The following is a 24,933-nucleotide window of genomic DNA, read 5'->3' as shown; positions in this document are numbered from 1 at the left end:
AAAGAAGCAATACCAATTAAATGATATATACAATTTTAAAAAAGCTCGCTCAGCTCACTGTAAAAGGCTATTTTAATAAATTAAGTGTATCTGGGAAAGAACACATTCCGGACAGAGGGCCGGTTATTGTCATCGCTAATCATCCGAGCGCATTTATGGATCCTATAGTTGTTGCAACTACTGTAAAATTCCCATTATATTTTATTGCTGCTGGAGAATATGTTGGAAATGGACTAAAGGGCTGGTTGTTTCAAAATATTTTTCACATGATTCCAGTATTCAGACCGGACAAACGTCCAACAGAAACGCATAAAAACAAAGAAATGTTCAGCAAATGTTATGAGCATTTAAATAAAGAAGGATCGTTACTTATTTTCCCTGAAGGTGTTAGTCTCACTGAAAAAAAACTAAAACCATTAAAAACAGGTACCATTAGAATTGCTTTGGGCGCTCAACAGCAAAGCAAAAATAAATATAAAATTGCCATTTTACCTATCGGCCTAAACTATAGTGACCCACACACTTTTAGAAGCGATTTGTTTATAAAAATAAGCGAACCGATCTATTTAGATGAATTGGATGGTTTTAAAAAATTCAATTCCAAATCAGCTGAAATTGAATTCACAAAGGAGGCCACGAAAGTACTTCATGAAAAATTACGAGAAAATCTAATTCATCTCGAATCAAAGGCGGAAGAAGAGCTTTTAAACAATTTGTTCGAAGTTTACTCCAGAGATATCAAAAGGGATTTCTCAATTGATTTAAATGATCAGGAAGGAGATTTTTATGTTCAACAGGATTTTAGTGCGGCTATAAATCATTTTAAGGAGAATTCACCATTCCTTTATGAAGAATTAGCTAACGATATCAAATCCTATATTGTTCGCTTAAACGAACTTAACATAAGTGATCAAGTAATTGGTGAATATCGTAAAGAAATTAACAAAAGAAGAATGCTCTCTTACATAGTAGGATTACCCCTTTTTATTTTTGGATTTGTTAATAATTACATCCCTTACCGATTAACAGGATTCATTACAGATCGACTTAAAATCGACCAAACATTCTCTGGCTCAATTCGCTTGGCTATCGGACTTTTCATGTTTTTGTTTTGGTATATTTTAATTTCGATTCTAGTCGGTTTATTTTGGTTGGGATTATGGGCAGTAATTTACCCAGTTACCATGTATATTTCTGGTATTTATTGTTTAATCTACGATTCAGCAATCCGACAAAGTAAAAAACGAAATCAATTAAGATTTTATTCAAAGAACAAAAGAGAAATAATCGTTCAACTCATGGGTAAAAGGTTGAAAATTATAGAATCATTAAAAAAATGTAAAGAAGATTTTTTAATCAACAATAATCGATTTAATCCAACGAATTAAGCACAAGATCATGCCGATCCATGATGCGTATCAAAAATTCTCCAAAACTCCATTTATGCTCTCTTATAATTCCTTTTGCAAATGTTCTCTGAATTAAATTAAATTTGATGTAATGCGCCTTACTTCTATTATCTCCAGTTATCGTAAGCTCAGTATGCCCTACACCATTATACAACTTTATATTCATTTGCATTTTATTCGGTAAATCATATACATAATACTGCAGTTCCTTTACGAGTAACTTCTCCTCATTCACTGTTACCCTGTAGCCAGGAATTTTTTCATGATAACTTAAAAAACCAAATATATAGACACTATTTGAAATAAAATGAGCACGATTTTCATCGTAATTTTCCCGGTTCAAATAATAGATGCTGACTTCAATAAACTTATTTTTACCATAAGAATGAATATCAGAACTATTCACTCTAAAAGAATTACCTCCCAGCAAATTTGCCTTATGTGCTAATTCAGCGTAAAGGGATTCAATGGTGTTTGGTAAAATGGTATCAAAGGTTATCTTCGCATTACCTATCCAATTATAAAAACCGTCGTATGTATTTTCGTGAAGGTATTGAAATCCTCTTACATTATCATGCTTAAAAACATTTTGATTCATTTCAGTGAATCTAATTTTCTGAGCATTAACCGATAACGACACGAATAACACCACTATGATTGAGAACAACTTCTTCATCCTTTCTTCCGTTTTCAATTAATAACGAAAGAAAGAAAAAAGAGTTTCACCAATTCGTTAACTTATCGCAATAATTGTATTGTTCCTTGACCTTCAAAATTTGTTCCATTATCGGAAACACCTCTATAATTGTAGAAATATGTTCCTTGAGCCGCATCTGAACCGCTCTTCATTCTTCCGTCCCACATATCCGATATATCATTGAATTCTATCACAACATTCCCCCAGCGATTAACGATTACACACTCAAACTGGTCAATAGATTGAGATAATACATCAAATGTAAACACATCATTGATCCCATCATTATTCGGAGTAAACGTATTTACAGGAGTAAAAATAAAAGGATCAAATACTGTTATTGTACGACAAGTAGTATCTGTACAACCATTTTTATTAGTGGCCACCAAACACACTTCATAATCCCCAGCGTTAGCATAAGTCATATTAAAAGTTTCATAATAGTCATCTGAAAATTCATAGCCCCCCATACCGAATGACCAGAAAAACGCAGTATCAGCAAATGGATTGTTAGGATTCGCAAAATTATCCGACAGATTCACAAAGTTAACATCCAATTCGCTAGTACCTTCCCATTCGGCCGAGAACTGATCTGACGTCATTTCAAAATCAGCAATGGGGTTCAGCGAATCTACTGTAATTAGCTCAGAAACAACACAATCATTATTGTCTGTTACTGTAATTTTATAATTACCAGGGTTTAAGCCACCCCAGGTTGTATTGATAAAAACGTCTCCATTACTAAGATTTTCCCATAAATAATCATAATCTGGTGTACCGCCAATAGCATCTGCATAAACAAGACCATTACCACTTTGATAACCATAAAGTCTACAATAGGCAGGTTCATAACCTAAATTATTTATTTTTAATTCAGCTGGATTTTTCAATTCAAAATCAATGGCTATTGAACAACCATTTTCGTCATTCACGAGAAGATTATAAGTTCCAGCATTAGCCTCAAAAAGAGTATCCTCACCTATTCCATTATCACCATTTGGATTTGGAGACCAAATAAAATCAATTGAATTATAATCTCCCGTTGCATTATAAACGGTATCAACCCAAGCTGTTCCAGTATAATCATCATGGCACCGTGGGTTAATTGTTTCCAATTCAATCGACATTTGATCCGGATCATCGAGATAAACTGAGTCGACAAATTCGCAAGGACCGTCATCCAAAATAGTAAAGTAATACCAGCCTTCGTTCAATCCGTTCGCCGTATTACTATTTTCAACATTTAAAACTTCATCGTCTTCATTTTTAATCTCATATATTACATCCCCAGTTGCTCCTGTCATATTAATTGTTACTGACCCATCTGAAAAACCAAAACAGGTTGGTGGATTACTGATGATTTCACCATCAAGTACACAACCTGCATCATCCGAGACTAAAATGTCTATACAAACTTCATTAGTACAAGGTTCATCTCCGGCTTGATAACAAACTTCCCAAACACCGGCACCTGCAATGCTTGGATCAAATTCACCAGTTTCAGCGTCTATGCAACCTCCACATTCCGAAGACCAGACTCCACCTGCGGGGATAGCCGAAATAAAATACGAATCATCGGAAACTGTAAAATCAGGCACTTCCTCGATTTCGATTTCAGGACTTTCTATCAAGGTAATTTCTACTGTATCTCTCGCTACACAACCACTAAGCTCACCAGAAACGACATATATGTCATCTTCAGGGATAAAAGGCACCCCATCCTCAACATCATTATTCCATTCAATAATTACACCATCAGGATTTTCAGCTGTTAAGGTTAATTCCTCACCTGCGCAAATTGTTTGATCTTCTCCGGCAAAAAGCTCGGGTCCATCTTCACAAGAAACAATTACGTTATCAATTCTCCATCTTTCGCTTGCAGCCCATGCTTGAACTGTAATTCTCAATTGAACAGTTTCACCACCTGGTAAACAGCCCGAATCAAATAACGACTCTCCTAGTTCCATATCATCAGATTGAATCACAAAAATACCGGCACAATCTCCAGGACAAAATTCCGCAACAGCAGGATCTTCCCAACCAGCACCATTTATATTATATTCAAACCTCACCCAATCAACGGAGTTACAACCTGTACCACACCCCTCCATAGTACCTTCTTCCGTTAAATCAAAAGAAATTGAGATTTGATCACAAGAAGATATATCGATTTCATCAGTAGTCCATGTTGCAGGACCGTTTGTGTCTTGACCTGTCATTCTACCCGTATGTACTTTCATAAAATCAGCAGCATCAGCACAATCCGGACAATCACTTTCCCAGGCAACACCACCAACTTCGTCTGTGCCTGTTGTTGCTTCTTCCTCATCAAAGTTTTCTTGAAAAACAATCTGAGCCTTAACTGTATTACTCAAAAAAAAAGAAGCTAGAAATATAATTTGTAAAATGTGTAGTTTGCTAAAGTTTGACATACCTGAAAGTAATTTTGCTGCAAAGGTACATCGTAAAGTATAATAAGCGTCAACCTTAGTCGAATTTAAACTAAAATTAATATGAATTTAAACTCAAGTAAAGATCGTTTAAATTGGGTTAATCACTTTTTTTTTAGCGGGAATTAAAAGTACTAATGCAGCTATTATCACTACATTTTTCATGATATATTGACCAGTGATAGTAAAACTATATGGAGCCTTATTGAAAGCTATTTCTGGAAAAATAAATAAAGGGGTAAAGGTGAAAATCATATGAGCAATAGCGATTCGAACAACCCAGCTCATTTTTAAAGTAAAAATAAGTCCAAAACCAATTAAAACCTCTGCTACAGCCAATACAATTGTTCCTACATTTGGCGTAATTAAACCAAAAGATAAAAATTCAATAGTATTTGCAGCCAATGATTCTGCTGGACTCAAGCTTGGAAAAAACTTAAGAATGCCAAACCATACATAAATGAATCCAATAGCGATTGATAAAAATTTTAGTTTCTTCATGCCTTCCTCTTCTTTTAAAAGCCAGGAGGAAAACACCTCCCAGCCTTTATTAAATCTAAACAAACAAATGATTTACAAATTATTTAGAAGTACCAATATGAACATTGTAAAAGTCCCACGCATTTCTTGCCACATCACGACCAAGTTCTAATCCTGCAACGTTATCAGCTTGAATATGATATCCACCCATAACTCGCGACTGTCCAGCCATTTCTGCAGCCTCTGTAAATGTTGGAAACTTCAGCAATACTGTATCACCATAAAATGCAGGGTCAGTTTCAGTTAACACGCCTGTATGCACAAATGCGCTATCACCAAATTCATCCGACCCGGTGAACAACTTCAAGGCCTCAGCACATCCACCGCTGATAGTACTATGACCGGAAGTATAACTTGGAAAAGGTGGGCAAAGGAATGTAGCAGGTGAATAAGGCTGCCATTCACTACCATCCATCTTTTTGAATCCTTTACCTGCACCGGCCCAACCAAATATCTCTTTACCTGCGTAATACTCATGAACCAAAGCATATGGTCTAGCAAAGTCATAATACATTTTAGAATCCCATGACGCTATAAACGCATCCATTGCTGTAACCTCTACTAAAAAATACATTTTCACATCCTCATCTAAGGTATGGTTATCCCGAATTGATATAAACTGAGCGAATTTCAACCAATGACCTGCTTGTTGAACTGATTTCGGTCCATCCCGCATAAACTCTACAAGCGCTTTGTCATGATCCGACATGTTTTCTTGAATGGAAACAACCTCTTCCAATTCTTTCTTCAATTGATCTGAGCCTACTAATGGTGGAGGACCTGGACGAAACTGAGATGAAGAATCCATTGAAATTGGATCTACTAAATACCAATGTGGTGTCAAACAACCTGGGGCAAATTTACCGCCTTTACCATCATCAAAGTATTTAGGTTGCCAACGATTTATATCTTTTAAATTCTCAACTTCATTAACGGGTTTATAGTTCGTATAATCAAAATATTGAACACCATTTGAACCTTCATGTGTTGCATATTGATTTGAACCATCATTTTTTCTTTCCTCAATTATCTTTTTAGCAACTAAATTCCCTATTCCTTCTGGAGTTGACGGATCAATAGTACGATTGCTATAATCAAAACCAAGGTCGGCCATTATACCTTGAAAGTAGGCACTGTCTGAATAATAATATTCGCATAGTGCTCCATAAGCTGCATAACTTATTGCTTTTTCTTTGTTTTCTATGGTATGCTCTTCAATAGGTCTTCTTTCAATGTCAGTAGCATATACGGGAATAGCATTCTCATCATACCTACTCCAGGCGTCAAATATTGCCACAAAGGTTAAACCTAAATACCTCGAAGTTACCGTAGGGCGTGGTTTGAATCGATCAGTATCTCTTGCTGTACCTTCCAAAGCAGCAGCACCCCAGATGTAAGCGACGTTTTCTTTACCTCGCTTTTCTTCCTTTACGGTTTGTTTTTCATCTTTTTGACCTTGAGAATCATCAACATTTGATGAGCCACAATTAGTCAGTAACAGTAGGGAAAGTGCATAAGCACTTAGTAGCTTAATTTTCATTCTTTCTATTTAAATTGATTGCTTAATTAAGGACTAATATATTTTTTTTATTAGCTTTCCTTCATTGTGATATGTGAAACCACCTTTTGAATTGATGAAATATGAATATCGATGAACGCCTTAAAACTTTAATTGTGGATGATGATCCTTTAGTTTGTGATTTGCTCCAGCATTTTTGCTCTAAAAATCAACACATTAAATCTCACACAACTGTTATAAATGGTAATCAAGCCTTGAATGCTGTTCATTCAGATGATTTTGATGTCATTTTTTTAGATTTCAATTTACCTGATTTTAAAGCTGACCTTCTGTTAGAAAAATTGCCTCATAACCTTCCTGTTATTATGATTACAAGTGAAATTAGTTTTGGGGCAAAATCGTATGACTATGATCAAATTATAGACTTTTTGGCTAAACCAATTCGCTATACTAGGTTTTCGCGTTCGATTGAGCGGTTACTGTCAAAAACTCAGTCAAACAATAGCTATAAAAAGAAAACGTTATTGGTTAAAGATGGCAACGCCACTGTTATAATAAAAATTGATGAAATTCGCTATATTAAGTCCGAATCAAACTATGTAGTTTTTTATTTAAACGAAAAAAAAGTAATGTCATTAATGAGCTTAAAAAACTTAGAAATTCAGCTACCTGAAAATTTTGTTAGAGTTCAGAAGTCGTACATTGTTAATTTAAACTTTTTAGAAGAATTACGAACAGAACATTTAATTATAGATGGTACACAAATACCGATTGGCGCAAAGCACAAGGATAAAGTATCCAATAGAATTAAAGGCTGGAACGATTAAGTGCAGATTCAATATCTTGTAAATATACTTCGAAAGTTAAGCGAACCACTTCTTCGAAAGACTCTAACGCTAGCTCATCACTATCTGGCATGTTGCCCTCAATTTCCATTAAATAATTTTCAAACTTCACCAAACCTAGTCTTTTCAACGCTGTGTTTATTCGATGGTTTATTTTGGCAACCTTATTTTTCTCATTATTAAGAATCGCTTCAGACAAATCGACCACATCTCTTTTCCATTCAGAAATCAATACCTTCATAGCATTTTGGACCAAGTTTTCTTCAAAATCATAATCTTCTTGGATGCTACGCAAATCTACTTGACCAAAAGACTGGTAAACCACAGCCTGCTGTAAAAGGGATAAAAACCTTTCCTTATTAACTGGTTTAGTTAAAACAAAGTCTTGATGTTTGGTAGTCGATAAAAAAGCCTCATCCGCACTAACCCATATTATTATACCGTTCATCGCCAACTTATCAGAAAGTAGATTTCTATATTTTTGGTCAGAAATAATCGATTCGTTTAAATGACGATCAGCGATGATGATGTTGAATTTTGATTCATGCGATTTTTCCATATTTTTGGAAAATTCAACGTTAACTCCTTCAAGTACGTATTGGTACCAGTCCAATTGTAAAGAGTCATCATCTATCACAAGAATACTAACCTTTAAATTCTTAATGAAATCAATATTCAATTTTGATTTATTAGACTTACTTTTTAAACGAAGTTGAAATGAAAAAACACTTCCAACATCTTTCTTAGAAATGATTTCTAGCTTACTATTTTGTAAATGAAGGAGCTCCTGTACAATACTCAGTCCCAGACCAGCTCCAGTATTATAATTTGATGTATAAGTTCTTTCAATAATTTGATTCACTTCAGCTTGCGAAACGCCACTTCCGGAATCATGAACTTCGAATCTAAACAATTCACCGCTTTCGTCTACTTGAGTAACCTTTAAGGCGATTTCACCTTTTTCTTGAGTGAATTTTATTGCATTTGTCATTAGGTTATTTAAAACTTGATATAACCTTGTTCGATCGACTTTAAAATGAGAAATTACAAAAGCATTTGGAAGGTTCATTTCTAATTTTAACTGTCTCTCAATCAATTGGTATTTAAAACCTTTACAAAAATCGTTAATGAATTTATTCAAATCAGTCCACGATTCGTTTAATCTAATTTGTTGATTTTTAATTTTGCTATAATCCAACACATCTGTAACTAAAGACTTTAATTGTAATGCATTAAAGCGTAGCGCTTCATGATATTTACTTTCTGCAGAATTCGACGAATTTTGGCTAAGAATTTCTACCGTTCCTACAATTGCTTGCAGTGGGTTCCTAATTTCATGACTCATGTTTTCTAGGAATTCATTTTTTTCTTGAAAAGCTAATTCCGCTTTTAATTTAGCCTCATTAATTTCTTCATGACTCTCTGCAATTTCTTTCGACATATGTTCAAAACCTCTGGCCAGCTTTCCGATCTCATCAAAACGATGTATCGGTAAATGATGTGGGATTAAATGACTTGAAAAATGCACCATTTTTTCGGTAATACTCTTTAATTCCCTCACCTGTTTTCGCATATATAAAAAGGCTATAAGCACAAATAAAAAAGCAATAATTAAAATGGTCAAAATCACATTCTTTCTCCATGAATAGAATGAGGAAAAAATCAATTCTTTATCAACTGTGAGTAAAAAATAAACTCCGTAATTAGGTCTACGGTAATTGAACTTTGCAAATGTATTTACCTCCGAGTTCGTAGATTGAACAATCGTGTTATAATTGATAGAATCGATGGAGAGTTGATAATCATCAAAAAAACTGGGGGACTTTCCATATTCAAAACTAAACTCTTTAGTTGTATCCGGATGAATAAGATAATGACCATCGTTATTAAACACTTTTAATTCATATGAATTTGGAATACTTTTTATTAAATATTCGAATTGATCTGATAAATCAACATTTAAAATTAAAAAATATGGAATTTCATTTCTTAATACAATCTGCTTTGCCACTCTAATCGTAGGGGTTGTTGGCATACTTATTTTATTATGTTCTTTATTCAAATCAATTTTAGAGAGATAAACTTCATCCGCAGTAAGACTCTCAATTTCTTGAAAATAGTCACGATCTTTTTTAATTTGAAGCTGCTCTGCTGGTGTTCTATGAATGCTGCCTTCCTTTGTTCTTTCAGTCCGAATTATTTCCTCCCCCGTTCGACTATCTAATAATCTTATTTGAAAATAATTTAAATTCGTTTTTAAAAATGATTCATACTCCGCCGTTAACAGTTCCTTTTTTGCGTTTTCGTTACTCCCTAAAAATTCATGTAAAACTGGACTTTCAGCAAGTTGCTTAATATCAGTCTCAAAATTCTTTAAATCACTTTCGAATTTTACTTTCACCATCTCCGAAGAGTGGCTTAAATTCTTTTCGGTTAACATTAGAATTTCTTTCGAGCTATATGAAATCATGAAGTACCCTAATATGCTTAAGCCCAAAATAAACAACACAAAATACACCAAAGCGTTTCTTGCAGCCAAGGATAAGTACTTCAAATTCATGCCTCTTGAAATTTTTGTAGAATTTTATTCATAAAGTTATCATTTCCTTTAAAGGTTCACCACTGCCTTTTAAAAAAATCATCATTAAAAGTAACATTAACCGATACGAAACTAGATGACTTATTTAGACTTCTCTTCTTGTATAATCTATAAACCAATGCTATTGGTGTTAAGATTAAAAAGAATATAATCGAAGCAATTAATGGCAATATCAGAAACTGTAAGCCATTACTCACCATGTTAATAAAGAGCTGTGCATATTGCTGAATTTGAGGTAAAACTAAGCCAAGAATCATAAACGTTAAGAGTCCCCAACCCCATATCCACTTCTCTGTATAAATTATGACAATCAAACCAAAAAGGAGCAACAGACAAAAATCACGTAAAACGTTATTATTTAGCATATTTAAAAAAATGGATAAATATATGGTGCAAGACCAGTGGAAACACCGAACACAAGGATAACACCCACAAAAACTAAAATCAAAATTATGGGGAACAACCAATATTTTTTTCTCGATTTTACGAATTGAAATAACTCTTTAATTGTTTCAAACATTTTTATTTTTTTATAAAAAAATTATCGATTACAAGAATATCAATATCAGACATTAAAAAAACTTCTATTATTGATTCTAGACCTTGCACAATTGGTTCTTTGTTGCGATTAAAGCTCGTATTAATTAACATTCCAATACCTGTTTGAACTTTAAATGCATTCAAAATACCATATAATGGATGTTCATTAGAAGTTACGGTCTGAATACGTGCTGAAGAATCGCCATGCAAAACACTAGGAAACTGCTCCAAACCAACTTCTCTCTGATTTTCAGTAATACGATGAACATATTGCATGTAAGAAGCATCGTGGCAAACATTAAAGTATTTCTCAGCTTCACCAGATAACATTACAGGAGCAAATGGACGAAAATCTTCTCTAAATTTGATGCGTCTATTAATCCTATCTTTCATTCCTTTACTTTTTGGAGAAGCCAATATACTTCTGCCTCCTAAAGCTCTTGGTCCAAACTCCAAACGACCTTTAACCCACCCTACTACTTTATCTTGAGCAAGAAATTTTGCAACTTTTTGATTCAATAAAAACGCTTCATCAAAATATTCATATTTCAGTTTCTTTAACCTCAATGCACCAAGAATTTCACTTTTTTTATGGGCAGGACCTATGAAACCATGATTCATTTTATCTTTAGCCGAAACAAACCGATCATTTTTAGAATAATAAAAGGCCAATGCAGCACCTAAAGCGCCTCCTGCATCACCTGCTGCGGGTTGAATCCAGATTTGCTCAAATATTTTTGATTCAACTAATTTACCTGTTGCAACGGAATTTAAAGCAACACCTCCAGCTAAACAAAGGTTTGAACTGCCGGTAAGTTTTTTTGCTGTAATAGCCATTTTCAGTATGATTTCCTCTAAAACAGTTTGAATTGCAAGCGCGATATTTTTGTGACGTTGATTAAATGATTCATTGGGTTTCTTTTTCGCACCGAACAATTGTTCCCACCGTTTCTTTCGAATCATCTTTAGTCCTGACCGATATTTAAAATAGTGCTGGTTTAACTTGATACTTCCATCACTAAAAACAGTTACAATCTCTTTTTTAATAATGGCTATAAACCTCTTGGTTTGATCAGAGTTTAAATCACCCAAAGGAGCCAGTCCCATCATTTTATATTCTCCACTGTTCACTGAGAAACCCAAAAAATAAGTGAATGAACTGTAGAGAATTCCAACAGAATTTGGAAAATTCATTGCTTTTTCAAGGACAATTTTATTTTGATCTCCTTGACCAATCGAAGCTGTAGCCCATTCCCCAACTGCATCTAACGTTAGGATAGCGGCTTTACCAAAAGGAGATGGAAAAAATGCACTGGCAGCATGAGATAAATGATGACTCGAAAAAAAAACTGGTACTAAATGACCGTTATTCCCATCAATTTCCCTCAGTTTTTTACGAATTTCGTTTTTTAAAAAGAGCTTTTTGGCTGTCCAATCCTTAAAAAATGGCATAAATTGCATAAATCCATTCGGTGCAATTTCATAAAAATTTTGAATTATCCTTTCTAATTTCAAGAATGGTTTTTCATAGAACACGACAGCATCGACCTCCGCTAATGTTAAATCAAATTCTTCCAAGCAACTACGTATAGCATTGAAAGGAAAAGCAGCTGTATTCTTTTCTCTCGTATAACGCTCCTCTTGAGCTGCAAACTTAATTTCACCATTGATAATAAGCGCTATTGCGGAGTCATGATAATATGCTGAAATACCGATAATCGTTTTAAACACCATTTCTAAGTTCAAACAGATGTGAAGATAAGAACTATTGTATAAATTTGGTTTGTAAATCTTTTAAGTTTGAAAACCGTATTCAGAAAATACTCATTGAAGTTAATTTATTACCCAATTATAACTTTCGTATGCTTCGAATTAGCATTGCTAATTCTGGGCTACCGTCCTTATAACTATGATCATTATAAAATTAAAATAAATCCTTCAAATGCCTTTGTTGGAGATAGCAGCTATGGAATTAAACTCAACCCGGGAAATTATAAAATATCGCTTAATGATTCCATAGAATTTAAAACGACTCACTGCAAAAATGGTAGAAGAGAAACAATCCATCCGTCTTTAAATCGTAAAAAAAAGATTGCATTCCTAGGTTGTTCATTTACCTATGGCTACGGTGTTGACAACAATAAAAATTTTGTTCAGAAGCTTCAAAATCTTGACACTACTCACATTTATGAAAATTTTGGAGTGATTGGTTATGGAACAGTTCAGTCCTATTTACAGTTAAAAAATGAAATCATCCCAAACTCGGAAAATTATGAGGCTATTCTGTTAAATTTTTCTGCTGTCCACCCATCAAGAAACGTGCTTTCTCCATATTTCAGAAAAAACTTAAAACTTGGATTTGGCAAAGCTAATCCAGAAATCAATCAAAACATGAAAAACGCAAGGTTCCCATACATTAATGAGAATGTGCATTCAATTGAATATGAGAATTGGGCAAACCTGCATAAAAATTGGCTTTTTAGAGAGTACTTAGCCAGTGTCAACTGGTTACAAACTCTCTGGGAAAAATCATCAACTAATGTCAATCGGGAAATTGAATTGACTGAACTATTAATCAAAGAAATGAATGAATTGTGTTATGAAAACAACATTAAATTTGGTCTGGTTTTATTAGACGAACTAAATAATGACAGAGTCTTGAGTCACTCTGTTCCCAATTTTGTTCGAATTGATTTCGATTTTGAAAGCACTACGCTAACACACTATCCCGTTGACAGTCATCCAAACGAAGCTGGACATGAGTATATTGCCACAATACTGTCTCCTTTCATTCAAAAAATTCTTGCTGAATGATTACTAAAAAAATTGGATTATTTTTATTTCTGCCGATAGCTCTAGCAATTTTTATTCTACCGAGAATACCTTTTAACGGCAATCTTTCAACTATAAAATTAGTTTCAGAAAAGGAATTAGCAGAACTGGCGCTGCTCGATTCTAACTTTTCTCAAGAAAAAAATGTTACCTTTTTATTATTAGAGCATGAATCATCGTTTAACGCTCCAGAAGCTTTTAAAGTAATTCAGCAAATCACTCATCGACTAACGAATCTGAGTCAAGTCGAGACGGTTATCAGCATTACAAGTCTAAAAATCACAAATAATAAACCCCTCAAACCTGAATATGAACACCTTAACAGAAATCAACTAAACGAATACTTAAGTAGTCAAATCAATTCTATTAGAAAGAAAAAAGACATTTATCATAAATTCATCTCTCCTAATGGAAAATATGCATTAATCTATATCACTGAAAAACCAAAAACGAAACTAGATCTACAATCGAAAATAAAAAAATGGCCCGAATTAAGAAAACCTATCTCTTCCTACATTTTTACCCCTAATAATTCAAGGGTCGCTGAAAATATATTCTATAGCGAGACTTCTTTTTTGGTCTTAGTAAGTCTTATCAGTGTCATTTGTATTTTTTATCTTTTTATTGGTAGTTGGAAAGGAATTCTATTCTCCTTATTATTCATTTTTTTTAATTTTTCTACTACCATAATTTTTATTTGGCTGTTCAATTTTAAACTTACAATTCACCTAATCCCTTTGCCAGGATTGATTATTGTATTCACACTCTCAGATATACTTCACATACTTTACCAACAATCACAATTGCGAGACAATATTTCATCATCCAAAATCTTAAGAAAAAGAATTACACATCAGCTTTCAAAACCTATACTTTTCACCTCCATCTCAAACGCCTTTGCGTATATCATATTTTTAATATTCACCGAACATCAATCCATCTTTGAATTAACTACAATCACACTATCCTCAATCTTATTGTCATTCCTAAGTTCAAGGTTTATCGCCATAAAGATCTTTAATCCTTCTACAGTTTACATTAAAGCTCAACGTATATCACGCATTCAAAACTGGAGAATTCTTAACAAGGTACAAATCAAGAATTCTAAAAAATCGTTAGTTTTTACCACAACTTTGGCTTTCTTATTATTTTTTGTAGCACAACGAAAAGTCCAAATAAACGATAACAATTTCCTAGAAACAAATACATCAGAATTAAAAGCGCAACAAATATTAAGCAATTCATTCTTTGGTAATTATACTGGACATATACAAATTAGCATAAACGAAGATGATTCTATATGGAAGTTAAATCACCTTAAAGAAATTGAAACAGTTGAAAGAATGATAAATCAAATATTCGTTCCCAAATACTTAACCAGCCCTGTACTCATTGCAAAAAGAGCTCATCGTTATAGACTTGGACAAAAAAACGAAGCATTTAAACTTCCGAATTTTGATACAAATTCTTGGAAATCTTATTTAGTTAACTATCACAAGCAATTCGGAAGTCAAGATGTTGTTTCAGAAAACAATAATTCATATCGCTTAATTTTTGGGTTTAACGAACCTACCCTTGAACAACGCCTAGAAAAATTCAAGAATTTAGAAAAGCAACTAAAAAGAATATCTAAAGACGACATTAGATTTAAATTGCTTAGCATAGACTATTTATCTGATTTAAGCACAGTTAGACTTACCAATGAATTAATGAAAGCTTGGTCTCTATCCGCGATTTTGACAGGAATACTTATTATCTTCGTCTTAAAGTCAGCCATGAGTGGATTTGCATTTATTTTAACCAATTTAATACCACTTCTACTAGCTGTAATTATTATGAATTTCCTGAATTTACCATTCAATCCACAAAGTTTATTTTTCCTCGCACTGTTGAGTGGTATTTGCATTGATGATTCAATATTTATAATGTTCAGTAAAGCTAAGTCTAGGAAAGAAATTGAATTTTTCCCCATTCTTACTACAAGTGCCGTATTAGCTGCAGGTTTATTTTGTTTTGTGTTCTCAAATTTTGATTGGCTAAGACCATTTTTTTGGGTTTTTCTAACGGGAATTGCATCGGCGTTAATCTTAGATATTTTATTTTTGCCATCATTTAAAAAGATTGCACTAAAATGATTTGGAACTCATTATTTATTATTTGGTTTTTACTAAACCTTGTCTTATTGTTTTTTGTAATTCACGAGTTTCTCCTAGTCATTAAAGTGTTTACCGCGAGAAAAGTGAGTACCCCCCAAAAAACTCAACACAAAGAAAAACCTACTGTTACAATTCAATTACCGGTATATAATGAGAAATATGTAATCGAACGGTTGCTTGAATCTGCAATTTCCATTAACTATCCTACGAATAAACTTCAGATACAATTATTGGATGATTCTACAGATGAAACCACAGAAATAATTCAAAACTTTATAAAAAAGAGGAAGTTCAATTGCGAACTTGAGCACATTCGTCGACCAGATAGAACAGGGTTTAAGGCTGGAGCACTTTCATACGGATTGAATACCGCAAAAGGAGAATTTATTGCAATTTTCGATGCAGATTTTATCATTCAGCAGAATTTTTTGTTAGAAACTATCCCCCATTTCTCAAACGACAAAATTGGCGTAGTTCAAACTAAATGGCAACATATCAACGAAGACTATTCTCTCCTTACAAGGGCACAAGCAATTATGTTAAACACCCATTTCAGCATTGAACAGTTAGGAAGATCTGCGAGCAACGCTTTCATCAACTTTAATGGGACCGCAGGAGTTTGGCGAAAAAAATGTATTGAGGACGCAGGCGGTTGGCAAGCCGACACTTTAACAGAAGACCTAGATTTGAGCTATCGAGCTCAGATAAAAAAATGGAGATTTGTGTACAAATTTGAAGTTGGATCACCAGCTGAATTACCTGTAACCTTTGAAGCATTTAGAACACAACAATTTAGATGGTCAAAAGGAGCTGCTGAGTGTGTGAATAAGAACATTTCATTATTGTGGAAATCAACCAGTAGTTTAAAACAAAAAATACTTGGAACATTTCACCTTTTTAATAGTTCGATCTACCTGCTTTTAATCCCGCTGATTCTATTCAGCCCAGTCATCTATTATTTACAGCAAAACAACTTACTTTCCTTAGCTTACAATAGAGAGTTAGCGATTATTGGATTCATTACTTCATCATTATTAATTGCAATATTTTTTATAGGAAATTTAGTTGGACAAAAAAATAAACTCAAAAGAATGTTATGGTTCACCCCCTCTCTATTCGTGTTTTTTGCAATGACAAGCGGCATCTCATTATTTATGATTAAAGGAGTTATACAAGGGTACTTTAATAAAAAATCACCGTTCGTTAGAACACCGAAATTTGGCGACTCGGATGAATTGAAAAATAAAATTAAAAAGGGTTATGATTTCAAAAAAGAAGACCGTTTAAAAGTGTTTGAATCAGTCTTAATGTGTTATGGCCTGTTCATTCTAACTTTTGCCTTTTTTGAAAAAAATATTGTCATGGGAGTATACGGTGCAATTATTACTCTTGGATTTGCATTAGCAGTGCTCTTTTCAAAGCAAACTTTCAGAAAATAATCTGAGCAAATCAGTTAAAGCATAACCAAAGAGCATAATATATTTAGAGTATAGCGGTTTAGATATCTATATTCGGCGCAATAAAACGTTAAACGAAACATAAATCTATCAACAACAATTTAAATCAAAATAATTAATTCTAACTGATGTTGAACACCTTACAAACAAGGGCTATTAAATTAGATCACACCTCATTTTAACGTGGAGCCCCACCCGGAGGGGACTCTCACAAAAAAATGAAATATCTTATTATTCTGTTTGTTGTGGAGCCGGAGGGGATCGAACCCTCGTCCTAACAATGAGTCTATATAGTTTCTACATGTTTAGTTTGTTATTGAATTTCAATTAAATGCTGGGAACAAACACCCCACACCTAACCTAAGCTACTTTATCTCACTTCCTCATCGCAGCACTAAGAAAGCCAGATCGTAATTATGATGCCTGTTATCCTACCTAAACGATCAAAAGGTCGGCAGACAGCTAGGTTCCCTTACTATACTTCGGGTGAATTAAGCATAATCTAAACTTCGTTAGATTACGCAGCCAATGCGTAAGAATTATTGTTGTCAATTATTCTTCTTACAAATACTTTTAACGAGGTATATTGCATTTCTCGACATGCTTGTATATCTACCGCAGTTGCAGTCAAATCCAAGTCGGCCCCAAAGAACTAGTGTGCAAAATTAATTATTTTTCGATTCAAACATCTAATCTTAACACTTTATTAAGCATTTAAATTTGTATTTTTGCTCGAAATTACCACAAAAATCCTTGATAATGACAAAAATTAAACTCGCAATTATTCGCGAAGGGAAAGTTCCACCAGACAAAAGAGTTCCATTAACACCAAAACAATGTTTAGAAGTTCAAGAACAATTTCCTAATGTAGAATTAGTCGTACAAACAAGTTCGGTTCGTGCTTTTCCAGATGAGGATTATTCGAACTTGGGAATACCCGTTGTCGAGGATATTAATGATTGTGATATTATGATAGGGGTGAAAGAAGTAAATAAAGAAGATTTAATACCGAATAAAAAGTACATTTTCTTCTCGCACACCTTTAAAAAACAACCGTACAATAGAACCCTTCTCCAAGAGATTTTGAAGAAAAACATCCAACTCATAGATTATGAGGTAATGACGAATTCTGCTGGGAATAGAATTATTGGTTTTGGTCGTTATGCTGGAATTGTAGGGTGCTACAACGGATTTCTTGCATTTGGATTAAAACACAAATTATACAGTTTAAAACCTGCAAATCAGTGTCACGATAGAATTGAATTGGAGAATGAATTAAAAAAGGTTATCCTACCAAAAAACACAAAAATTGTAGCCACAGGATTTGGTAGAGTTGGAAACGGAGCAAGGGAGATTTTCAAATTAGTAGGTTTAAAAGAAGTTAGCGCTAATGATTTTTTAGAAAAAGAATTCGATGAACCCGTATTAGCTCATATTAAACTTGGTGATTATTATGAGCGACTTGATGGTAAACCGTTCGACCGAAACGCCTTTTTTCAAAGTGGAGCAGGACATCGTTCGAAGTTTAAATCTTTTTTACTTAAAGCGGACATGTATGTTGCTTGTCATTATTGGGATTCGAGTTCACCTTATATTTTTACACGTGAAGATATCAAAGATCCTCAAATTCGCACAACTGTAATATCTGATATATCTTGTGATATTGATGGTCCAGTTGCTACAACGATTAGGCCTTCGACGATTGCAAATCCATTATACGGATACGACCCTCAAGCTGAGAAAGAAGTTGATTTTATGCAAGAGGGTGCCATTGGCGTTCAGGCAGTAGACAATTTACCATGCGAATTACCTCGAGATGCTTCTGAAGATTTCGGGAATTCATTAATCGACAAAATCTTCCCGTCATTATTTGGCGAAGATAAAGATGGCATTATCGAACGAGCTAGTGAAACGAATTTAAATGGCGAGTTAATGCCAAAGTATTCCTACTTGGAGGATTATGTTAAGGGAAATTAATTTTTTACAGTTTTTTTAACATATTTTGCGTAATCTTAATAGGACATAAACGTTCTAATAACAAAGCATTAGCCAAAAAAACACAAGAATTATGTAACCTATTCTTCGATTTTTCGGTTATATGTTGAGAAATAATTCGAGGTATGATGTATTTTACGCTTGACATGAGTCCAATATTAGCGTATCTTTGCATTCTACTTTATTAATAAATAAATTTTTGAAAAAGGATGAGGCAGTTAAAAATTACAAAATCCATCACCAATCGTGAGAGTCAATCTTTAGATAAATATCTTCAGGATATTGGTAAGGAGGAGCTTATTACTGCCGAAACTGAAGTAGAGTTAGCAAAACGTATCAAGCAAGGAGACCAATTGGCACTTGAAAAACTAACAAAAGCTAACTTACGATTCGTTGTTTCGGTAGCAAAGCAATATCAAAACCAAGGATTAACACTTCCAGATTTGATTAACGAGGGGAATTTAGGATTAATTAAAGCTGCGCAAAAATTTGATGAAACAAGAGGATTTAAATTCATATCCTATGCCGTTTGGTGGATTCGTCAATCCATTTTGCAAGCTTTGGCTGAACAAGCACGTATCGTCCGATTACCGCTGAACCAGGTTGGTTCATTAAACAAGATTAACAAAGCATTTTCTAAGTTGGAGCAAGAATATGAGCGTCCACCTTCAGCCGAAGAATTGGCAGAAGTACTTGAAGTGCCTGAAGATAAAATTAAAGAATCAATGAAAGTCGCTGGTCGACACGTTTCAATGGATGCACCACTCTCTTCATCAGAAGATGGCGGTACATTAATGGATGTGATGGCCAATGGAGATTCTCCAAAAGCTGATAAATTATTGATGGCGGAATCGTTACAACGAGAAATCGAACGTTCATTGTCAACATTAACAGATAAAGAGCGTGAAATTATTCGACTTTTCTTTGGAATAGGAATGAATCACGGATTGACTTTAGAAGAAATTGGATCAAAATTCAATTTAACACGTGAAAGAGTTCGCCAAATTAAAGAGAAAGCAATTCGTCGATTGAGACATACATCAAGAAATAAACTTTTGAAAGCTTATTTAGGATAAGCCTTACAATAATTTGATTTAAATCCCGTTTTTAATAAAAGCGGGATTTTTTTTATATTGCATTTTAACCTAATAACCCAATTACCATGATTAATCATTATAAATTCTTACGGAAAACATCTGTAATCTTTACATTCTTAGGTTTAACCGTCCTCTATTCTTGTAATCGACCAGCAACTGACGTGACTTTAAATGAGGTTACACAAGATGCTGAAGGGATTCAAATAAATTGGTCCGCTAGTGATGATGATAAGTTTGAATCTTATAAACTTTACAAGCATAATTCCTCAGGAATAGATGAATTAAATGGTGAATTAATTCATGTTGCTACCTCTTCTGACGAAGTTGAATTTACAGACATTAATTTTGATCCATTATCGACATATTATTATCGCGTATATGTTGAAAATAATAAAGGTATTTCGAGTGGAAGTAATATTGAAAGTGTTACAACCGAAACAATTTCAATTGTTAGGAATGGAAATTTCGAATCAGGAGAAAGCGAACCAACTGAGTGGACAGTAATTGAAAATAATATTAGTGAACCATTAAACAATATAGAACTAGACCCAACAATGGCATCTGAGGGAAGTAAAAGTTTGAAATTTCATCACAATAACGCATCTGGATGTTGGGAAATGTGGATTCAACAATACATTAACTTAAGTGACTTAACACCTGGAGGAACTTATCAATTAAGTTTTGATTACCGTTCGAATGAGACTATAACTACAGACGGAATTGGAGTACAAATAAAAAATAGTGACTTTACGATAACAATACCAATTGAAACTTTCTCTGGAGGTGATGTTTGGTACAATCAAACAACCTCCTTCACCCTACCAGATTACCTAGGTGGTACGGATCCAATTCTTAGGGTTCATTTTTGTGTAAGTGGAGTTTTAGATTGGTGGATTGATGATTTTCAAATAATTAAAGTTTAATCTAAGAATTAAACACTTCTCTTAAAAATGTATTAAACTTGTCATATAGTCGTTTAACATGTTTTTAATCGTGAGATATTTAGTAAAATGTGAAGAATAAGTCCGCGTATTTTTTTGAAATAGCATTTATCAAACTAAATTTGCAGAAATTTAATCCTTTAATAATATATAAATGGAATCATCAGTAGGTTACGAGAAAGAACTTCAGAATTACATCGACAATGAAAAGGCAGCTGTAAAGCTTGCAAATTATGTAGGTGAATTATTGTACGAAAAAGGAATTGAGCTGGTATTATTCAGAAATCATCTTACGGATACAACTAATTCTGAAATTATCAATTTACACGAATACGCAGAAAAAGTGGTTGGAAAAAAAATTTTCATATCAACTACAGCAGCATTAGCTGAAGCGTTATTTGATTTAGAATTGGCTCCTGCAAAAATCGATATCGGTCGATTGGCCCACGAATGGGTACAAGAAGGAGATAAATTCAACTCTAAAAAAGATTTCTTATCCAACAAATTGGCGGACTTACTAGGAAACACTGACCATAAATTTGAACCACGAGACGTTGTTTTATATGGTTTTGGAAGAATTGGTAGATTAGCAGCGAGAGAATTAATCAAACAAGCAGGAAAAGGTCAGCAACTAAGATTAAGAGCAATTGTTACTCGTAATGCCTCAGATGACCAAATCACTAAACGTGCTGCTTTGTTAAGAAACGATTCTGTACACAACGATTTTAAAGGAACTGTAACTTGTGATTATGAAAATAAAGCTTTAGTTGTTAATGGACAAATCATTAAAATGATTGAAGCCAGTGCACCTGAAGATATTGATTATACGAAGTACGGAATTCAAAACGCCTTAGTAATTGATAACACAGGCGTATTTACAGATAGAGAAGCACTAAACAGACACAAACAAGCCAAGGGAGTTGATAAAGTTTTGTTGACCGCACCAGGTAAAGAAATTCCAAATATTGTTTATGGAATTAATCATTTTGATTTGGATATTGAAGGAGAATCAATTTTTTCTGCTGCATCTTGTACAACAAATGCTATCTCCCCTATCCTAAAGGTTATCAATGATAAATTCGGTGTAGAGAAAGGTCATATTGAGACGGTACACGCTTATACGAATGATCAAAATCTTTTGGATAATTTTCATAAAAAACCACGAAGAGGTCGTTCAGCTGCCATAAACATGGTCATTACTTCTACCGGTGCAGGTAAAGCAGTTACTAAGGTAATTCCTGACTTACAAGATAAATTAACGGCAAATGCAGTTCGTGTACCAACACCAAATGGTTCTTTGGCAATCTTAAATTTGACCATAAATAAAGAAGTTTCATTAGAAGAGGTAAATGGAGTGGTTAAAGATGCTGCGTTAAATGGTAACTTAGTTAACCAAATATTCTACTCAATTGATCAAGAATTAGTTTCAAATGACATCATCGGTAATACTTGCTGTTCTGTTTTTGATGCTCCTGCCACTTTAGTGTCACCGGATAAAAAGAACATCGTTCTATACACGTGGTATGACAACGAATATGGATACACTAAACAAGTTATTCGATTAGCGAAATATATAGCGAAAGTAAGAAGATTGATTTATTATTAATCATCTGACTTGATAAAAAATTAAAGCCCAGTATTAAAAAAATGCTGGGCTTTTTATTTAACTAATACCTCCTACTCCTCTTAACTATTCCTTATATTTTTGCTTCCATTTTTTAGAATTGTCCTGAATGTCTTCTACCAAATCTATTGATCTTTCATGTGACTTTTCCACCTGTTCCTGTATAAATTCATTTTTCTCTTCGTTCAATTCTACTTGTTCTTCAATTAAACCTGTTAATTGCTTTAATTCTTTATTTCCTTTTAATTCTGGTACTAACATTTTGTTAAACGATTCACTATTCATATTGATTTGATTTGCTAGATTAACAATATCATACAATTTGGCTTGCACACAACCTTCGTATGGTCGAATATCCCCGATTAAACCTTGTTTTTCAAGTGATTTAAAATTTGATTTAGCCAATCGCGCGTAAGTTTTAGCCCCTTTAATTAAACTCATAACATCTTTTTGAATTAATTCGGACCTTAAAGAATCTTTGTACAAACCAACTGCTCGTGTAGCTCTTGCCGAAATTATACTATCTACTAATTGAATGGTTTCATTATTTGAATAGGATTTAAATTGAATAAATTCACCATTTTTGGACAAAAGGTAGTTTAAATAATGAACATCAGACAAAAGTGTATTATACGATGTTTTATTTCTTTTTTCGTGCAAATTCACTTTTATAAATTCCAAACTATCAAAATACATTTGCATCGTATCTTGCCATGGTTTTATGTATTGTTCTTTTAAATCTTTTGGATCTCTATAGTTACCAACATATGGAAAATCTGCATTAATATCTTCGATCATTTCCTCCAATCGTTCCTCATTCGATTTAATACGATCATCATTCCCATCGATATACTTCAATAATTTTTCATTTTCAGAAGCAATTTTAGTAATCAATTTCGTATTGGCTTTATCGGACAACTGAGCCGCTTTATATTTACTTTTATCCAGTTGCTTCCTGCTTTTATAAATGTCCTTTTCAAAAGAACGATATAATTTCGTGTACTTTATGATTGTATCATTAATGGAAGTTAAAAAGGGATAGTTTTGCTCTTCAATTTCATAAACGCTGCCACGCGCATATTTTTGTAAATTTTTACTGTGAACTAAGTATAAAAAATTATAATAATTCAACATTTTTATTCCTGGATTTAACGGATTATACTCAAAGCCCTTCTCCCCATTTTCTAAATATTGATGTAAATAATCTTTAGAACGATAATTCTCAATTTCCTTTATAAAGTCTAAGTTATTAACCGGTTCTAATTGTGACAACCTTAATTTTAAGCTATCTCGACTTAACGCAAAATCATTTATACTTACATAATCTTTGCGTAACTGCCAAATGGGGTTCAAGGGTAAATGATCTAACGCAAATGAATCAACATCCACCATAAAATAAGCAAGTTCGGGGTCTTGAACAAAACCAATTTTATCCTTGTACTTAGGTTTACTATTGTAATTTTCAAGTCTAGTATCCTCTGTTTTTTTCCGTTTTTCTTCTATTTTTTTTCGTTTTAAATCTTTTTTGTACCATTCAATATTAATCAAGTATTTTTTGGGTTGATAAGGCTTGCTATGATATGGCAATCGACCAATATAACCAGCATCCCATGCAGGATCACATAGCTTCCATTCTCCATCTATCAACATTGCTACCCAGACATGTGTGGATTCTAATGTGAGTTCGCCTGGACTCCATGCAGCATCATGAACATATCCGGTAACTGTTTCAGCCTCAATCCTAGCCTCTTTTAGCATGGCCATAAGTAGTTCGGCGTAGCCATCACTCAAGGCCTTTTTTGTTCTCAGAACGTCTTTTGGACTCACACCTATCAAATAATTACTACTTGATAATCTATTGTAATCGAATGCTATATTATTGGTAATCCAAGTATAAATGGCTAATGCCTTTTCCTCTTGCGAAATTTTTCCTCGAATTAAATGCTGTGTCAACCTAGGAATTGACTTTTTAACATTATTCGGAATCTTGTCTTCCTTGACTTGACCAAAAGAAAACGAAAAAAAATAAATAAAAAATAGTGTAATCAGATTGCGCATTTAGAACTGGTTAATAAAGTTGATTTCAAAAATAGAATTATTAAAAATCTAATATATCAACATTATAATTTTAAGCTAGATTAGTATAAAAATGTGTTTTTCTTAACATTTGATATTCAATAAATGGTCTATATTTACGTTCGCAACCGCAAAACAAATTCAATTACCATATAA

18 protein-coding genes and 1 other RNA gene are annotated in these 24,933 nt (G+C 33.5%); 9 read left to right on the top strand and 10 right to left on the bottom strand.

What is annotated here, in order from left to right; genetic code table 11:
- Positions 1–20 precede the first annotated feature (20 nt).
- Complete coding sequence (locus tag A8143_RS00815) at positions 21–1,388, top strand: 1-acyl-sn-glycerol-3-phosphate acyltransferase (protein WP_070137039.1); 1,368 nt, start codon at positions 21–23, stop codon at positions 1,386–1,388.
- On the opposite strand, the gene A8143_RS00810 is transcribed toward A8143_RS00815, so the two are convergent.
- The 4 genes from A8143_RS00810 to A8143_RS00795 all read right to left on the bottom strand — a co-directional run bounded on the left by A8143_RS00810 (position 1,372) and on the right by A8143_RS00795 (position 6,636).
- Positions 1,372–2,085: a hypothetical protein gene (locus tag A8143_RS00810; RefSeq protein WP_070137037.1), complete on the bottom strand. Its 714-nt coding sequence runs from the start codon at positions 2,083–2,085 to the stop codon at positions 1,372–1,374. The two genes, A8143_RS00815 and A8143_RS00810, sit on opposite strands and share 17 nt — an antisense overlap.
- A gap of 62 nt (positions 2,086–2,147) precedes the next feature.
- A complete protein-coding gene (locus A8143_RS00805) occupies positions 2,148–4,481 on the bottom strand; it encodes a T9SS type B sorting domain-containing protein (RefSeq protein ID WP_217494768.1) in 2,334 nt (777 codons plus the stop codon).
- A gap of 165 nt (positions 4,482–4,646) precedes the next feature.
- Entirely contained in the window at positions 4,647–5,057 is a 411-nt protein-coding gene (locus tag A8143_RS00800; RefSeq protein ID WP_070137401.1) for a hypothetical protein, read from the bottom strand.
- 79 nt (positions 5,058–5,136) lie between these two features.
- On the bottom strand, positions 5,137–6,636 hold the full coding sequence (locus A8143_RS00795) for a vanadium-dependent haloperoxidase (RefSeq protein WP_139134224.1): 1,500 nt from the start codon (positions 6,634–6,636) through the stop codon (positions 5,137–5,139).
- 101 nt (positions 6,637–6,737) lie between these two features.
- Here A8143_RS00795 and A8143_RS00790 point away from each other — a divergent pair, with 101 nt between their 5' ends.
- Positions 6,738–7,442, top strand: coding sequence for a LytR/AlgR family response regulator transcription factor (locus A8143_RS00790; protein ID WP_070137033.1), 705 nt, complete (start codon positions 6,738–6,740; stop codon positions 7,440–7,442).
- Here A8143_RS00790 and A8143_RS00785 read toward each other — a convergent pair.
- Genes A8143_RS00785 through A8143_RS00775 form a run of 4 tightly spaced genes read right to left on the bottom strand, consistent with a single transcriptional unit; the run spans position 7,423 to position 12,333 of the window.
- Positions 7,423–10,020 (bottom strand): sensor histidine kinase, encoded by a 2,598-nt coding sequence (locus A8143_RS00785; protein WP_083261161.1) that lies wholly within the window; start codon positions 10,018–10,020, stop codon positions 7,423–7,425. The two genes, A8143_RS00790 and A8143_RS00785, sit on opposite strands and share 20 nt — an antisense overlap.
- 56 nt (positions 10,021–10,076) lie before the next feature.
- Positions 10,077–10,424 carry a hypothetical protein gene (locus A8143_RS00780; protein ID WP_070137029.1) on the bottom strand — a complete coding sequence of 116 codons (348 nt, stop codon included), beginning with the start codon at positions 10,422–10,424 and terminating at the stop codon, positions 10,077–10,079.
- A 2-nt stretch (positions 10,425–10,426) separates the two neighbouring features.
- Positions 10,427–10,579, bottom strand: coding sequence for a DUF5989 family protein (locus A8143_RS17155; protein WP_245676447.1), 153 nt, complete (start codon positions 10,577–10,579; stop codon positions 10,427–10,429).
- A gap of 2 nt (positions 10,580–10,581) precedes the next feature.
- Positions 10,582–12,333 carry a carbamoyltransferase family protein gene (locus A8143_RS00775; RefSeq protein ID WP_070137027.1) on the bottom strand — a complete coding sequence of 584 codons (1,752 nt, stop codon included), beginning with the start codon at positions 12,331–12,333 and terminating at the stop codon, positions 10,582–10,584.
- Positions 12,334–12,426: 93 nt separating this feature from the next.
- On the opposite strand from A8143_RS00775, the gene A8143_RS00770 reads away from it, so the two are divergent.
- The 3 genes from A8143_RS00770 to A8143_RS00760 are packed head-to-tail and all read left to right on the top strand — an operon-like array spanning position 12,427 to position 17,026.
- Positions 12,427–13,413, top strand: a complete 987-nt coding sequence (locus tag A8143_RS00770) for an SGNH/GDSL hydrolase family protein (RefSeq protein ID WP_070137025.1) — start codon at positions 12,427–12,429, stop codon at positions 13,411–13,413.
- Positions 13,410–15,566: an RND transporter family protein gene (locus A8143_RS00765; RefSeq protein ID WP_070137023.1), complete on the top strand. Its 2,157-nt coding sequence runs from the start codon at positions 13,410–13,412 to the stop codon at positions 15,564–15,566. The genes A8143_RS00770 and A8143_RS00765 overlap by 4 nt, the downstream gene beginning before the upstream one ends.
- Entirely contained in the window at positions 15,563–17,026 is a 1,464-nt protein-coding gene (locus A8143_RS00760) for a cellulose synthase family protein (protein WP_070137021.1), read from the top strand. The genes A8143_RS00765 and A8143_RS00760 overlap by 4 nt, the downstream gene beginning before the upstream one ends.
- Before the next feature lie 261 nt (positions 17,027–17,287).
- Here A8143_RS00760 and ssrA read toward each other — a convergent pair.
- Positions 17,288–17,690, bottom strand: a transfer-messenger RNA (tmRNA) gene (gene ssrA, locus A8143_RS00755).
- Between the two features lie 113 nt (positions 17,691–17,803).
- Here ssrA and A8143_RS00750 point away from each other — a divergent pair.
- The 4 genes from A8143_RS00750 (at position 17,804) to A8143_RS00735 (ending at position 22,683) form a co-directional block, all read left to right on the top strand.
- On the top strand, positions 17,804–19,021 hold the full coding sequence (locus A8143_RS00750) for an NAD(P)-dependent oxidoreductase (RefSeq protein ID WP_083261160.1): 1,218 nt from the start codon (positions 17,804–17,806) through the stop codon (positions 19,019–19,021).
- 227 nt (positions 19,022–19,248) lie between these two features.
- Complete coding sequence (locus A8143_RS00745; RefSeq protein ID WP_070137019.1) at positions 19,249–20,115, top strand: sigma-70 family RNA polymerase sigma factor; 867 nt, start codon at positions 19,249–19,251, stop codon at positions 20,113–20,115.
- Between the two features lie 86 nt (positions 20,116–20,201).
- Entirely contained in the window at positions 20,202–21,059 is an 858-nt protein-coding gene (locus A8143_RS00740; RefSeq protein ID WP_070137017.1) for a fibronectin type III domain-containing protein, read from the top strand.
- A 172-nt stretch (positions 21,060–21,231) separates the two neighbouring features.
- Positions 21,232–22,683 carry a glyceraldehyde-3-phosphate dehydrogenase gene (locus tag A8143_RS00735; RefSeq protein ID WP_070137015.1) on the top strand — a complete coding sequence of 484 codons (1,452 nt, stop codon included), beginning with the start codon at positions 21,232–21,234 and terminating at the stop codon, positions 22,681–22,683.
- An 84-nt stretch (positions 22,684–22,767) separates the two neighbouring features.
- Here A8143_RS00735 and A8143_RS00730 read toward each other — a convergent pair whose 3' ends face one another.
- Positions 22,768–24,759 carry a transglutaminase domain-containing protein gene (locus A8143_RS00730; RefSeq protein ID WP_070137013.1) on the bottom strand — a complete coding sequence of 664 codons (1,992 nt, stop codon included), beginning with the start codon at positions 24,757–24,759 and terminating at the stop codon, positions 22,768–22,770.
- Positions 24,760–24,933 lie beyond the last annotated feature (174 nt).

It is taken from the genome of Crocinitomix algicola, assembly GCF_001661595.2.
Classification (GTDB): Bacteria; Bacteroidota; Bacteroidia; order Flavobacteriales_D; family Crocinitomicaceae; genus Crocinitomix; species Crocinitomix algicola.
The sequence above is the reverse complement of the archived record's forward strand: the minus strand, read 5'-3'. Positions and strand labels throughout refer to the sequence as shown.